Raw genomic sequence first — 14,831 nt, forward strand, 5'->3', positions numbered from 1 at the left:
TCCTATTGCGTCTATTGAATAACTACATAGCGAGCGCGAATTATGCCTGTGAAGTGAAGAAACCGCAAAGCGAGCTATCTCTTGATTTGATCGTTATTTAACTATAAAGCTCGCAAAACAATTCTGGTCGTACCATTCTCTTCAAAAATATAACGATAATACATGCCCTTACAAGCCATCGTTTGACCTATGCATCATATTTAAAACGCAAAATACGCTCAAGCTTTGACAAGTTATTAAACATACAATTAACATTACATTTACATCACCGTTGTATTTCGCGTATTAACAATTGGTGTAAGTACCACACAACAATTACAAGGACTTCGGTCCAGCATTATGACACCCTAGGAGGGTCAAGGATGAACAAGAAGCACTGCTCTCTGCTTACAATTTCAATATTGTTTGCGTGTAATGCCCACTCAGCGGGCTTCCAGGTAGCTGAACATTCGGCATCTGGTCTTGGTCGAGCATTTTCAGGTGAAGGGGCTGTCGCAGATAATGCCAGCGTCCTTGCCCGTAACCCTGCAGCAATGACACTTTTCAAAGAAGCTCAATTTTCGGGCGCGTTATCTATCATCGACCCTGAAGTCGATGTGTACGACACTGTAAACAATGAACACGCGAAAGATGTCGCTCCTTTACAGATCGTGCCAGCAGGTTATTACATCAGCCCTATCAATGATAACTGGGCTTGGGGTATCGGTATGTTCACAACATACGGTGTTGCTACCGACTATCCAAATGATATTTCCGCAGGTGATATGGCGGGTGACACTTCCCTACTTTCAGTAAACATCAACCCTAATGTCGCTTACCGTATCAACGAGTCTTTCAGTGTCGGTGGTGGTATCAACCTCGTATACGCTGAAGCAGAGCTGACTCGTCACAAAGGCGCACTCGCCGGTATTTTAGGTGGTAATAAGTCCGATAACCTTGTCGGCATGGAAGGCGAAACTTTCGCTTGGGGTTGGAATGTCGGCGCTTTATTTGAGCTAAATGAAAACAACCGTTTTGGCTTTGGCTACCGCTCTAAGGTTGATCTAGATTTTGATGACGGTGAGTTTAGTAGTTACGACTCTGGTCGAGCTTCATCACCAAAAGTTGATGGCCGTTTAAAAATCTCTCTCCCTTCAATTATCGAATTATCGGCTTTCCATCAACTGAATGAACAATGGGCTGTACATTACGGCTGGCAACAAACCGACTGGAGCACATTTAAAGAACTAAAAGCGACCAGTAACGAATGTAATGACGGAGTATGTTTCTTTAAACCTGAGAAATATGAAGACAACAATCGCTACTCCATTGGTGCAACTTACATACTTAATACAGACTGGACATTCCGTGCAGGCTTTGCGTACGACGAACAAGCAGGTGAAGCGACATTGAGTATCCCTGACAGTGACCGTTTTTGGTACAGCGCGGGCCTAACTTACGCAATGAGTGAGAATTTAACTTTCGATGCAGGCTTTGCACTTGTTAAGAGTAAATCAGGCTCTTTCACTGAGACAAATGCTCTGGGTGAAGAGATTAAGTTTGACTCAGAAGGTACTGCTTACATCAGCGCGGTACAGATGAACTACACCTTCAAATAATGGGATTACGGAGTAAACCAATGAAACACACGTTTAAATTATCAATGCTTTGTTCTGCAATCCTTCTTGCTGGTTGTGGTGATGATACCTCCAGCTCTGGTACTTCCGACAAAGTTCAATTTGAAGATGAAGTCCAAGCATTGCTTGATCGCGAAACATCCATCAGTTTTACGCTTCAAGGAGCGAACGCAGATGTACCGGCACCGTCTTACTTATTAATGGACACAAGCGATGGTACGCTTGGTCTGCCAACTGATGGCGATGATGCTTTAACCAACCCTAGAGCCTCAATGAACACGATGGATGGATGGTCAACGTCTATGCCAATCGTTCTTAACTTCAACGGCGACGGTTTTGCAACGGGCATGCTGTCGTCTGGTGTTAAAGTCATCAAGATTAACCAACGCTTAACCGAGTGGGACGGTAAATCTAACCCAATCGAAGAGGTACTCGTTCAGAATCAGGACTACGTAGTTCAAGCAAAAGGTAGCTCTCTATACATCCAGTTCTTGGCTGCACTTGATGAGTCAAGCGAGTACATTTTTGCGGTTACACAAGATGTTACTGACGTGAATGGTGAGCCAATTGGTACATCAGCAAGTTATGCGACTGGTAAATCGAAAGAAATCGTTTATGAAACTGGCGACCTTGCTTCTGTTCAAGCAGTCACTCAGGCGGTTGAAGGCATTTTTGGTCTAGCTCAAGTTAATCCTAACGACATCGTTTACTCCTCATGGTTCAGTACCCAGTCTGTAGGTGATACGTTAGCGGCAGTCAAAGGAGTAACCGCTACTGGTTTTTCTACTGGCGCAAACACACTAAATACCGTTTACAAAAATGACTCAAACGAAGGTTCAGTAGACTTATCAACGGCCTACACAATAACGCTCGGTGAAACCCAAGACTTTAGCACTGCGCTAGACTCTGACGATGACTTTAGTAAATACATTAGCGATCTAGACGCAGCTAAAACGGCAATTAAAGGCCTTTACATGCAATCAGGTGCCGATGTAAGCGTGACACAAGGTGTGGTAAGACTGCCTCATTACTTGGAAAAAAGCGCAAGCTGGAACATGCAACCAATGGTATCTGCGATGCCAAGCCTAGCGAAGCTAAGCGCAGCATTAGCGGATCCGAACGAGCAAGCAAACATGGTTCAGCAGCTATCAACAGGCGTTTTTGCAAATGATCCTGTTGATGTGACAAAGCTTGCTACAGATCCTACAGAGCAGCTAAAACTTGTTGGAGCTAAGCTTACTCTTACCGATGGTACCCAGCTTGATAGTGAGCGTATTATTACTCGCTACTCGCCTGTTCCCGTAGTGAAATCGGTTGAAGATGTCGAAGTACTGGTCTTCACACCTAAATCTGGCGTCGCGACAGACGTTGTGATTTATCAACACGGCATCACCTCAGCGAAAGAGAATGCGTACGCGTTCGCGTTCAATATGGTAAAAGCTGGTGTGGCAGTTATCGCTATTGACTTACCTATTCATGGTACGCGCAGCTTAGATGAACAACGTTCCGCAAATGCGAATGTACTGGCTTATCTAAATCTTTCCAACTTAGCCGTTGCGCGTGACAACCTACGTCAAAGTGTTCTGGATGTGTTAGGTTTGCGCGCTAGCTTGGTAGTATCTGCTCAAGGCGGTCTTTTAGCTGGAGGTCCTCTGCAAGGCTTCAACCCAATGACGGGTTCAAAAGTCAAAATGCTAGGTCATTCACTTGGCGGTATTGTAGCTACATCTGCCGTCGCAGCAGCAAACAATACATTGGGCAGCCCTTCTGCGGATGCGCTGTACACCTTTAGTTCTGCATCAGTACAGAACTCTGGTGGACAAATTGGTAATTTGTTACTGGGTTCAGACAATTACGGCCCTCAGATCAAACATAACCTCGCTTATGCAGCATCAAAAGACTATGCGAATTACGCTGATGCATCATGTGCGGATCTAGAAGATAAAACATGTTACGAAGCTTTTGAGGCTGCGGCAACGGAAGCTCAAGTAGCAGCGCTAGAAGCAGGTTTCTCACAATTTATCTATGCAGCACAGACTACACTAGACACTGTCGATCCGTTCACAAACGCTTCAGATTTAGTGGCATCTGGCTCGCTAACGACACCATTCTTTATGACAGAAGTGGATGGCGATAGCACAGTACCAAACAGCGTTCCAAATGCACCATTCGCGGGTACTGAACCGCTTGCTAATAAGCTAGGGTTGAAGACTGTGAACAGTACGGACACTACTGTGAATGCAACTGCGAGCTTTGTACAGTTTAATGCTACTGCATCGCACAGTACTTTTGCTTCGCCAAATGGCACTTTGTCTGATATTGATCATCATGTAGAGATGCAGATGGAAAACACTGACTTCTTAATGGATGACGCACTAACAGGTGTCACTAACACTTCTGTTTTGAAGTAATCGCAACACCCTTCCTACCAAAGCCCAGTTTCTACTGGGCTTTTTCATTTCAATTGTATTCAAACCCACTCATATTTCCTCTGCTATAGTTAAATCGATGTCTTTGCCTAACTCACTTGTTTAAAAGGAAAACTCTATGCGCGTATTGACTGTTATTGCCACTGTATTACTTCTTGCTGCATGCGGAAGTAGCCAATATCTGATGTCGACAAATGAAGGGAAAATTATTACCTCTTACGGTAAACCAGACCTGAACGAGGAAACGGGTATGTACGAGTATGAAGACATGGATGGTAAAGAAATGAGCATTTCAAAAGAGCAAATTGTCCAGATTGTCGAACGTTAACGACAGGCCCTCTGTAAATTAGAGGGCTATGTTCTAGCCACCCTCTCTCTACATTTACCTCTTTTAGGCTTGTAATCGTTGTAGAAATTGACACAACCAATTCATAAGCCAAAACAATTAATAGTGTCTTTTATACTTCCATATTATTTATTTAGCGAATATTTTACATCTTCACCTTAATCAGGTTGGAGTATTGTAAAATCTAGTCTTTAATTCGCTAACACCCTTTTATTTCTCAGGATAAAGTGGATAATACCGCCACAAAATAACATTACTAAGGTGAGTCCTTATGTCTATTGAAGCTACTCTGCTTGCGCGCTGCGAGTCAAAATGTGAACTGTGTTCTTCTGAATCTCAACTAACTGCATACGCTGTCCCACCTCACGGTAATGTGACGGTTGATACTGCCATTATGGTTTGTGATAAGTGTCTGGGTGAGATCGATGAGCCAAAAGACATTAACCACTGGCGTTGTCTAAACGAAAGTATGTGGAGCCAGGTTCCTGCTGTACAAGTGACTGCATGGCGCCAACTCACTCGCCTAAACACAGAAAGCTGGGCTCAAGATGCTCTTGACATGATGTACATGGAAGAAGAGCAAATGAACTGGGCAATGAAAGGGATGTCTGCTGACGATAAAACGGTTGACTGTAACGGCACTGAACTTAAGAAAGGTGACGATGTAACAGTAATTAAAGACCTACCAGTAAAAGGCACTAACCAAGTAATCAAACAAGGTACAGTGATTCGTGGTATTAGCCTTGGCGATGATCCAAAGCTAGTTTCGGGTAAGGCAAATGGTGGTCAGTCGATGTACGTGATCGCAGAATACTGCCGCAAGAAGTAATATCTCACTTCAGTCAAGTCAAAACGGGGCACCAATGGTGCTCCGTTTTTCTATACAACACTTAATCTACTATCATGTCTACCTCCTCTAGAGTGTTTCTTTTCTAAGGCGTAGGTTGAGTAGGCATGTTATACAAATAAAAAAATACCGGCTCATAGGCCGGTATTTCTTACATTATTTCAATATTAACGGTACATACCGATGTCTTTTTGAATATGTGCTGACAAGTCTTCTGCGTAGTAACTGCGTGGCGCAGTATTATCTACAAATAGAATGTCCAGTAAGTGAGCAATCAGTCCTTTGAAGTTAACCGCGTAGGTTTTCTTATCCATAGAGGTTGGTAAAGCTACATTTGTCATTTGCATTGCTTGTGCCATGATTGCCTCTCTTTAAAAGCAGTAGTCTGTTTAGTTGGTTGTATATTAGTCAGTTTCTTATTGTTTAAGAAATGACAAATTTTACCCATTCAAATTAGAATTTCTAATAAAACAAACTCATTACAAAACTCAAAAATACAAATGAATAATAACGGCATAAATAATCACAATTGCTGTAATTACATTGAATAACTGAACATTACCTGCATAATCGCCCCTTAAGCAACAACATATATTTAACAATATTTTTCGTTATTTCTTTTGATTTTAGTGCTTACTTTATATTTTTTGATTAGTAATATTAACGCTAGTTTGACGCTTCGCTTTATTTTTTAGGAGTGATGCCACCACTGCCGATGTCATCACAACAACTAAAAATGTGAGAGACCATGCTGTCGGAATCTCATATTCTGTTCCAACCAATAGCATTTTTACCCCGATAAACATCATGATTACTGATAATGCTGGTTTTAAGTATACAAACTTGTCTAACATTGCTTGAAGAACAAAGTACAGCGATCGCAAACCCAATAATGCAAATACGTTCGCGGCTAAGACTAAAAATGGCTCTCGCGTTACCGCGAATATAGCTGGTATAGAATCCAACGCAAACATAACGTCCATTACTGCAATGACACCAACAACGATCAGCATCGGTGTTGCCACCCACTTACCAGCTTGCTTTAAGATTAAGTGATTTCCTTGGTAGTCATCTGTAACTGGCAATACCTTTCGAATCAACTGCTCCGGATATGGATTAACTTCTTCTGCTTCGCCTTTGTCGCGAGCTAGCTTAACACCTGTCCAAATAAGGAAAGCAGCAAATAAGTACAATACCCAGTGATACTGTGCAAGTAACTGAGCACCAACCGCAATCATGACAGCACGTAAAACTAGCGCACCTATCACCCCCCAAAGCAATGCTCTCGGACGCAAATGCTCCGGCACACTGTATTGTGCAAAGATGATGGCAAACACAAACAAGTTATCAACGCTTAACGACTTCTCTAGTAAGTAACCAGTTAAGAATGAAATCGTTGCTTTGTCGTTCGTATAAGCGCTATGTGGCGCGTAAAAGTCCCAGAATAAATAAATAGAACCTGCAAAAACAAAGGCAAGCAAGAACCAAAAAACACTCCAAACGATGGCTTTTTTCATCGTGATAACGCCACCACGTGTTTGATAGATATCAAGCGTAACAAGAACAAGGGTAAATAAACCAAAAGCACCATACATCGCTAATGATTCTTGAAGAGGCACCGATTGGCTCAATTGGGTGGTATTTTCGATAAGAGACATATTTCCTCCCATGGCGGAAGGACTTCGTTTGGTGACCTTCCGCAGACAATAACAACCAACAGCCACATAACGATTATGTGCTGCTAGTCAATGAATGCGTTGGTCTCGTTGAAGTGTTGACGTGAATGAACCACGTAACACCTTTACTTACCGGATAAGCTGATGCTTAACGAGATGACGATAAGTAAACTTGCGCTAACTACTCCCCAAACGCCGACATAATAACGCCGAGCGTCAGGCTTTCCAACAAAAAAGCCTTGTCTTATCGAAATAAAATTCTTATCAAAAATCAGGAAGCACTATAAAAAGAAAGAAATGGATTCAACCACCTGAACTTTAGTAAACAGACAAAAAGCAGCAAATGGCTCAAGACAAACTCTTCATTGGTTAGAGCCCTAACGGGGAAGATAGATACAAAAAAGGAGCATTACTGCTCCCTTTTGTAACATCCACATTCTTAGCAATTCAAAAGCCGCTTAGAGGCACAAAGTAGACCAGTGTTGACCAAATTGCGATCCAGGCAACCACGACTGCCGTATCTGCCCAATCTTTATTCCACATACTGCCACCCTCATCAACCCATGTAGTAAGTGGAGAGCAGCAAAATCAATACCAGTATTTATTATCGACGTCGCTTTGTGTAAAGTTTGTGACTTTGATTCAAACAGTTTGGCTCATCGGTCAGGAGTTCAATAAAACAATCAGCCATGGACAAACTGGTCACACGCCCTTCTCCTTTCATCTCCTGCAATGCGTCATACCCCTCTTTCCCTTTCATCGTATAGGCAGAAGAAGTCCCTCGATACCAAACATCATCTTGAACACCTACCCATTGTTTGCCATCAAAAATCACTAATGATTGAACTCTTTCACCTTTTGGGGCATCTGCATGGTACTCGAAGTTTAAATTGTAAGTGTACGGATAACTGCCAGATCCAGTGCCTTCTACGCCATTGTTGAGTGCATTATTTATCGCGCCTTCAAGTGCACGGCGAATAGCGTTGCCTTTTACATCGTAAAAGCCGATAGGAACGGCAAAAGGCAACAGTCGTCCGGCAATGTCTGCCACTGTGATGTTGCCAGGGTTCAAAGAGGTTCGCACGCCACCCGCATTATGAATTGCAAATTGAACGTCATATCCACGTTTGTTTAAACAGTGCAGAAATGATCGGGCAACGGAGGAAGCCAACTCACTCTCACCAAATTCATCGGGAATTCTCACATGACGCTTTTTGGTGTCAACACTAGCAATGACTTGTGACTGTAACTGCCTGACCTGAGGAATATATTTATCGCTCAGGATCGCTTGAGTTTCCGGGTGTTTCTTACAAACCACGACATTCGGTTGACCATGGATGAAGTCGCACGCGGTTTCGAATACACCTTGGTCGAGCTGTTGGTTTAGCGTCGAGTCCCAAAAAATACGTCGGCCAAGCAACAGTTCATTTTGTCCACTCAACATCGTTGCTTTACCGTGTTCATCAAACTCAATGACGCAGTGCCCCATTGTCAAAGCATGGAAACCCGCTTGCACCACATAGGTATCATTAATTTTGATACCGTAGGGATCGTCTTGTCCTAACCCTATTGATGAAAAATCACCTTGCAACCGGTGGCTGTGTCCACCAACAATTATACCAATACCTGCGACTTGCTCAGCTAACTCTAAATCACCTTCATAACCTAAGTGGCTCAGAAGAATAATATTTTTTATACCTGATGAATGGATTTGTTTTACGGTCGCCTTGGCGGTTTCAATTGCTGAGTGAAAAGGCGTGTCTGCATCAGGGTTTGCGATGTCGCTCATTTTATCTATGGATAATCCGAAAATCGCGACCCGCTCACCATGGAATTCTTTAACAATGTATTGAGCGCTCTGTGTATCCGGTTGGTAACTATATACATCCTTACAATCACTGATACGGTGAGGTTTTTTAAGTGATTCATTGGATAAATCCCAGTTGCCAGCAAGCAATGGGAACTGAGTACGTTGGCAAAACAATGCAACTGGCTCATTCCCCATATCTAATTCATGGTTACCTAACGCCATTGCATCAATCTTTAATGCGTTCAATAAGTCGGCATTGGCTTTGCCTTTAAATAGTGAGAAATACAGCGTACCTTGGAAGCAATCTCCGGCATGGAGGAACAACATCCCATGACCTTGGCGCTGAGCATCATCTCTTAACTGCTCGACTCTGGTTGCGATACGAGAAAAGCCGCCAGCACTGACATAGGGTTCTAGCGTGAGTTCATTGTTTATCTTAAGCTTTAACTGTAATGACGTTGGTTCAAAGTAGGAATGTGTGTCATTGATGTGTGCCAGTTTGATTCTCACTGGCTTATGATTGTTATTCATCTTCATCTTCTCTTTTTTCATTCCTTATAATAATAAGAAGTGAATCATGACAGAATCATGAATTTTATGAAACTGCGATTTAGGATTTCATGTTTAAGTGATCACGATGCTGTCCCCCGGCTTTGAAAGCAAGCCTCGCTTGTAACGGTCTCTATTCAGTAAGAGGCTCTCGTAATTTTGTGAACTGAGCTTAACTCAAAAATTCCGAATTCATATATGCTTAGGAGTAGCAAAATAACTCTCGATAATTCAAATAATTGCAAGGAGGATTGAGATGAGACTAGAACGCATCGAAATCTCCGGGTTTAGAGGCATCAAACGCCTTTCACTCTCTTTTGACGAACTCACCACGCTCATCGGTGAAAACACGTGGGGCAAATCATCATTGCTCGATGCCCTTTCCATCGCACTACCTGCCAATGGCTCATTGTATCAATTCAAACTGAAAGATTTTCACGTTGACTACTCAATTTCTCATCCACAAACACAACACTTACAGATCATTGTTTGTTTTAAAGCACAGGATAAAAACGAAGTAAAAGCGGGACGCTACAGACGCATAAAGCCTACATGGTGCACCAACGAAGATGGTGAGCAAGTCATTTACTATCGTATTAGTGCGTCTCGCGATGAGCACGGCATTAATACAAAGTACGCGTTTTTGGATCATAACGGCAAACCCAAAAAACTTCACCACTCAGAGAAACTCGCTATTGAGTTAATGACACTTCATCCTGTAATCCGACTACGTGACTCCCGACGCTTCCCAGATTTAAACCATGTCAACGGCGATGGTAAAAATGCTCGGATTGAAAAACGAATCAACAACACCTGTCGACGCTTATTGGCTATGCCTGGCCATGTGAATAAAGGTGAGATTCGTAGTAGCCTCGACTCAATGCAAACGCTTGTTGAACACTATTTCGCGTTCAGAAGTGTCAGTAAAGGTAACCCACGCAAACCTCGTGATGGTCTTTTCTATACAAGCCCTTCCTCTGATAAAGGTTTGAGTCAGTTCTTGAAAGAAACCAATGACAAACAAAGCCGCTTGCTCTTAATGGGGTTACTCAATGCCTATCTTCAAGCTAAGGGCCCCACTGATTTAAGGCGCTGTGCGAGACCAATACTGATCATTGAAGATCCAGAAGGTCGACTGCATCCAACTCATCTAGCGAGAGCGTGGTCCTTATTGCAATTGTTGCCAATGCAAAAGATATTAACCACCAACAGTGGCACGTTACTCGGTTCTGTTCCACTGTATTCAATTCGACGTTTAATTCGGCTATCAGACAGAACCATCGCTAAGAGTTTAAACTCAACAAAGTTTGGTCGAGATGAGTTGCGCCGAATTGGTTTCCATATTCGTTTTCATCGTTCAGGAGCATTATTTGCACGGTGCTGGTTACTTGTTGAGGGCGAAACCGAAGTTTGGCTTTTTCATGAACTGGCTCGTCAATGCGGGTATGACTTGGCTGCCGAAGGGGTTCAAATCGTTGAGTTTGCTCAATCAGGTCTAAAATCACTCATCAAAGTAGCAAAAGAGTTTGGTATTGATTGGCATGTCGTTACCGATGGCGACCCAGCAGGGAAAAAGTACGCGCATGCAGTACGAGCACAGCTCGACCATGATCAGGAAAGGCATCGACTTACGGAATTACCCGACCGAGACATCGAGCACTTTCTGTACAACAATGGGTTTGAACTTTTCTTTAAGGACATCATCAAAGTTCCTCATGACCACCCTATCCCTGCTAAAAAAGTCGTAAATCGTGTTTTGAAAAAACATGCAAAACCGGACTTAGCTTTGGCTATTGTTTCTCATTGTGAAGAGAAAGGCATGGAGTGTATTCCTGTTCTTCTGCGCTGGACACTTAAACGCGTTGTTACCATGGCCAACGGCAATACATGAGTTAGACGTATTTTACACTCAGCGTATTGTCTTGTAATACAAAAAAAGCACACCAATTTGGTGTGCTTGTATCAAACATCATTAATTTTGATTAAGGGTATTGAGAGGGATAAAACTCAATACACAGTGGATACCAATAAGATCGGGGGTTCACTACTGTGCTTGCTCAGCAAGCGAAGAAGAAGTAGCGGTTGATTTCGTATGCAACCATAGCCCTGTCGCTTTCATTAGATAGCCAAACACACCACCTAGCAACAACGATGGAATGACAAGTTGCCAGTTTCCGTCAGCCGCAAATGTTGCGCATGAACCAATAAAAGTACCAGGGATGTACGCGAGCCAAGCCTGTTTAGCTTGAATACACATGAAGAATGCCACAATAGCGGTAATCACATGGCCAATAATTTCCAACCCCACGTAAGTGGAACCGTGAATAATTACCATTGCCCAGAATACGCCTGTCATATTGGTGATTAAGCTGATGCCTAGTCCTTTCAATCCGCTCGTTGGCGCTGCAAAGTAGCTCGTGCAACCTAAAAAACCAGCCCAAGAAAGCAAACCTAAAGAGATGGCGATCCAACCCCATACGCCAGATAAAATTCCAGTAGTGATAGAAATAGCTAAAAGTGTCGTCATGGTAGTCATACCTGCTCGGCTATTATCGTACCTATATGGTTCAATAACTGCCTTCATACATTGAAATCAAGGACACATGTTAGATACATCAGCTCAGCTTATCGGTGATATTGATCACAATAAGATATTATTATTTTCACAATTTACATTAAAAGTTTGACGCAACCGATAAATCAACAGATTTAGGGAATAAACCCAACTCATCTCGTAGGCATGTTTAATCAACCTTTAAAGAACTGAAGGCTTCCCTTTCATCATTCGCAGTCCCTCTCTTTTAATGCAGTCGACTAATGGGTTTTCTGCCATATCTGAGCGCCATATAAATGAAAGCGTCCTTTCCATTTTTAACTCAGGTACATTTAATGCCACAAGATGACCTGCTTCTATATATCGCTCTACATCTAAATACGGTAAGCAAGTAAGGTACTGACCATTAGCAACTAAACTACGTAACACCGGAACGTGTTCATACTCGCGCCACACATCCAAATCTTCAATAAGGTGGTGAATGGAACTATCAAATGTTTTTCGTGTGCCAGAGCCATGCTCTCTTAGTACCCACTTCGCTTGCTCTAACTGCGCAAGGCTAACAGACTGATTACGCGCAAAAGGATGATGAGAAGCTGCGACAACAGTAAGATGATCACGACACCATACTTCTTGGTGTAAACGGTTATCATCACAGCGCCCTTCAATAATCCCTAAGTCATACTTGTAATCTAATACCCCATCAATCACCCCTTTTGTACTTTGTACACCGAGAGAAATACGCATTTCTGGAAAGTCATTATCAATGATACTGATAAGGTCGGGAACTAAGTGCTCTGCTGGGGTTTGACTCGCTCCCATACGAATCTCACCACTCAATAAATGTTGCTCATAGAAGCCCATTTCAATCTGCAATGCATCTTGTAGCAAGCGTTTTGCTTTTGGTCGTAACCACATCCCCCAATGGGTTAACGCCATTTGCTTGCCTTGTCTCTCAAACAACGGCCTGCCAAGCATCTTCTCTAATTGCGCAAGCGACATACTCGTTGCTGATTGTGTCAAAGCCAATTTTTCTGCGGCTTGGCTTACACTGCCGGTATCTGCAACTGCGTCGAAAACCGCTAATTGCTTAAGTGAGTAGCGCAAAGTGTCCTCCATTATTAGTGGGTATTTCCCAATCCCCACAATTGTTAAAGCATGCCCCAATAAGCAATAGAGTTCATTTTACCTGGCCCCGTAAAGTTATCAATTAATTTGATGAGGTTTCTAAATATTATCAATTTTACCTTACTAACCGTTCTCCCTATTCTGAGTACGCGGTTCGGGAACACCGCAAGCCTCAATGGTTTTGAAACCGAAGTCATTGAGGCTCTTAATAAAAACAACAATTTCATTTTTGAGTTAATAACCAAGGATTTTTTATGCGATTACAAATTAAGGAGTCAATATGGCGGTGACCAGTTCTCAAAATCACCAGTATTTTTCTCCAAAAGAGATGATGGTTGAAGCGGAAAAATTTGCGTTAAGTAAGGCAAACAAAACCAGCAGTATGACATTAAGCCTCGCGATTATGGCCGGCGCGTTCATCGGGTTAGCATTCTTGTTTTACATCACGGTGACCACCGGCAGTACTGGCGCTGGTTGGGGCTTGAGCCGCCTAGCTGGTGGACTCGCATTTAGCATGGGATTGATCCTCATAGTGATCTGCGGTGGTGAATTATTTACCAGCTCCGTCCTATCCAGTATTTCTTGGGCCAATAAGCAAATCTCGTTCAGTAAGATGCTTTCGATCTGGGGCAAAGTTTACGTTGGTAACTTTATTGGTGCGATGTTCCTACTTGCGCTGGTTACTGCTGCTAGTCTTTATCAGATGGATGGCGGTCAATGGGGATTAAATGCGCTTAACATCGCACAACACAAACTTCACCACACTCTCATTCAAGCGTTTGCACTCGGTATTCTCTGTAACCTGTTGGTCTGCCTAGCGATTTGGCTGACATTTAGTTCTGCAAATGCAATGACAAAAGCAGCAATGACAATTTTGCCTGTGGCAATGTTTGTCAGCAGCGGTTTTGAGCACTGTGTTGCGAACATGTTTATGGTTCCACTTGGTATTGTTATCGCGAATTTTGCACCTGAATCTTTTTGGGCATCTGTCGGTGTGCCCGCGTCACAATACACAGACCTAAACATTAGCCACTTTATTACCGCTAACTTAATTCCTGTCACGCTTGGCAACATCGTCGGCGGAGCGGTATTAGTTGGCCTTTCAAACTGGTGTATTTTTCGCCGACCAGAACTAAAAGCAGCGAATATTTCTTCTATCACTACAACTACAACACTGTCGTCAGTTAAGGATTTCACCATGAAAAATGCCTCTTTTGTTAAAGACATTATGAACCCAAAACCAATCACCATTCGTGCAGAAACGCCAATTGCAGCCGCGCTGGATGTGTTACTTGATAACAACGTAACTAGCGCACCTGTTGTAGACGTACAAAATCGATTAGTTGGCTTCTTCTCTGCTCACGATGTGATGGTAGAACTATGGTGTGAGGACTACATTCCGGTGAAAGACCAAAAAGTCGTCGACATCATGAGCCGAGATGTGGTCGCAATTGACGCTTGTGATCGTCTCGTTGATGTTGTGGAATTCCTATGTATCGATAAAGAGCAGTTGTACCCAGCGAGCAGTATGGGTATTGCCACTCGCTTGACGTCTTTGTCTCTCGAAGAACGCGCTAAAAGTATCAAAGTAAGTAAGCCACAAGTGCTTCCTGTGCTTGAAAATGGGCAGATGGTCGGGGTGGTTACTCGTACTGAAGTATTAAAAGCACTACGCCCGATTTTTGGTGAGCGTTTAAACCTAGTGGAAAAAAGCGAGTTAGAAACAGCGTAATTCGCTAAACATTTACAACGTCTATTGGCTTTCAATCGCTATCACTGACGGGTTTATCGATGTTAGTGATGTGGTTAAGATAATAAAAAAGCGCTCTTCAAGTGAAGAGCGCTTTTAGTGTATCTGTGCCGTCCTAAATAAGGT

At 42.9% G+C, this 14,831-nt stretch carries 11 protein-coding genes; 6 read left to right on the top strand and 5 right to left on the bottom strand.

Annotated elements, in window-relative coordinates:
- The first annotated feature begins 362 nt into the window (after positions 1–362).
- The 4 genes from IJ23_RS19050 to IJ23_RS19065 all read left to right on the top strand — a co-directional run bounded on the left by IJ23_RS19050 (position 363) and on the right by IJ23_RS19065 (position 5,220).
- Positions 363–1,598 (top strand): outer membrane protein transport protein, encoded by a 1,236-nt coding sequence (locus IJ23_RS19050; RefSeq protein ID WP_005376347.1) that lies wholly within the window; start codon positions 363–365, stop codon positions 1,596–1,598.
- A 20-nt stretch (positions 1,599–1,618) separates the two neighbouring features.
- Positions 1,619–4,027, top strand: coding sequence for a VolA/Pla-1 family phospholipase (locus tag IJ23_RS19055; RefSeq protein ID WP_033907084.1), 2,409 nt, complete (start codon positions 1,619–1,621; stop codon positions 4,025–4,027).
- Between the two features lie 136 nt (positions 4,028–4,163).
- Positions 4,164–4,373, top strand: coding sequence for a YgdI/YgdR family lipoprotein (locus tag IJ23_RS19060; RefSeq protein WP_005376349.1), 210 nt, complete (start codon positions 4,164–4,166; stop codon positions 4,371–4,373).
- Positions 4,374–4,662: 289 nt separating this feature from the next.
- Positions 4,663–5,220: a PhnA domain-containing protein gene (locus IJ23_RS19065; protein ID WP_005376350.1), complete on the top strand. Its 558-nt coding sequence runs from the start codon at positions 4,663–4,665 to the stop codon at positions 5,218–5,220.
- A 185-nt stretch (positions 5,221–5,405) separates the two neighbouring features.
- Here IJ23_RS19065 and IJ23_RS19070 read toward each other — a convergent pair whose 3' ends face one another.
- The 3 genes from IJ23_RS19070 to IJ23_RS19085 all read right to left on the bottom strand — a co-directional run bounded on the left by IJ23_RS19070 (position 5,406) and on the right by IJ23_RS19085 (position 9,261).
- On the bottom strand, positions 5,406–5,597 hold the full coding sequence (locus tag IJ23_RS19070) for a hypothetical protein (RefSeq protein WP_005376351.1): 192 nt from the start codon (positions 5,595–5,597) through the stop codon (positions 5,406–5,408).
- Positions 5,598–5,876: 279 nt separating this feature from the next.
- Positions 5,877–6,896: a TerC/Alx family metal homeostasis membrane protein gene (locus tag IJ23_RS19075; RefSeq protein WP_033907086.1), complete on the bottom strand. Its 1,020-nt coding sequence runs from the start codon at positions 6,894–6,896 to the stop codon at positions 5,877–5,879.
- Positions 6,897–7,518: 622 nt separating this feature from the next.
- Entirely contained in the window at positions 7,519–9,261 is a 1,743-nt protein-coding gene (locus IJ23_RS19085; RefSeq protein ID WP_130545372.1) for a bifunctional metallophosphatase/5'-nucleotidase, read from the bottom strand.
- 268 nt (positions 9,262–9,529) lie between these two features.
- Between IJ23_RS19085 and IJ23_RS19090 the strand changes: the two genes are divergently transcribed.
- Positions 9,530–11,164 carry an ATP-dependent endonuclease gene (locus IJ23_RS19090; protein WP_017634174.1) on the top strand — a complete coding sequence of 545 codons (1,635 nt, stop codon included), beginning with the start codon at positions 9,530–9,532 and terminating at the stop codon, positions 11,162–11,164.
- A 153-nt stretch (positions 11,165–11,317) separates the two neighbouring features.
- Here the strand turns inward: IJ23_RS19090 and IJ23_RS19095 are convergent, their stop codons facing one another.
- Entirely contained in the window at positions 11,318–11,800 is a 483-nt protein-coding gene (locus tag IJ23_RS19095) for a DUF1097 domain-containing protein (protein WP_033907087.1), read from the bottom strand.
- Between the two features lie 228 nt (positions 11,801–12,028).
- Entirely contained in the window at positions 12,029–12,934 is a 906-nt protein-coding gene (locus IJ23_RS19100) for a LysR substrate-binding domain-containing protein (protein WP_005376369.1), read from the bottom strand.
- Positions 12,935–13,235: 301 nt separating this feature from the next.
- Between IJ23_RS19100 and focA the strand changes: the two genes are divergently transcribed.
- Entirely contained in the window at positions 13,236–14,687 is a 1,452-nt protein-coding gene (gene focA / locus IJ23_RS19105) for a formate transporter FocA (RefSeq protein ID WP_033907088.1), read from the top strand.
- The last annotated feature ends 144 nt before the right edge of the window (positions 14,688–14,831 follow it).

Origin of the sequence: Vibrio sp. OY15 (assembly GCF_000742455.1) — a bacterium.
Classification (GTDB): Bacteria; Pseudomonadota; Gammaproteobacteria; order Enterobacterales; family Vibrionaceae; genus Vibrio; species Vibrio alginolyticus.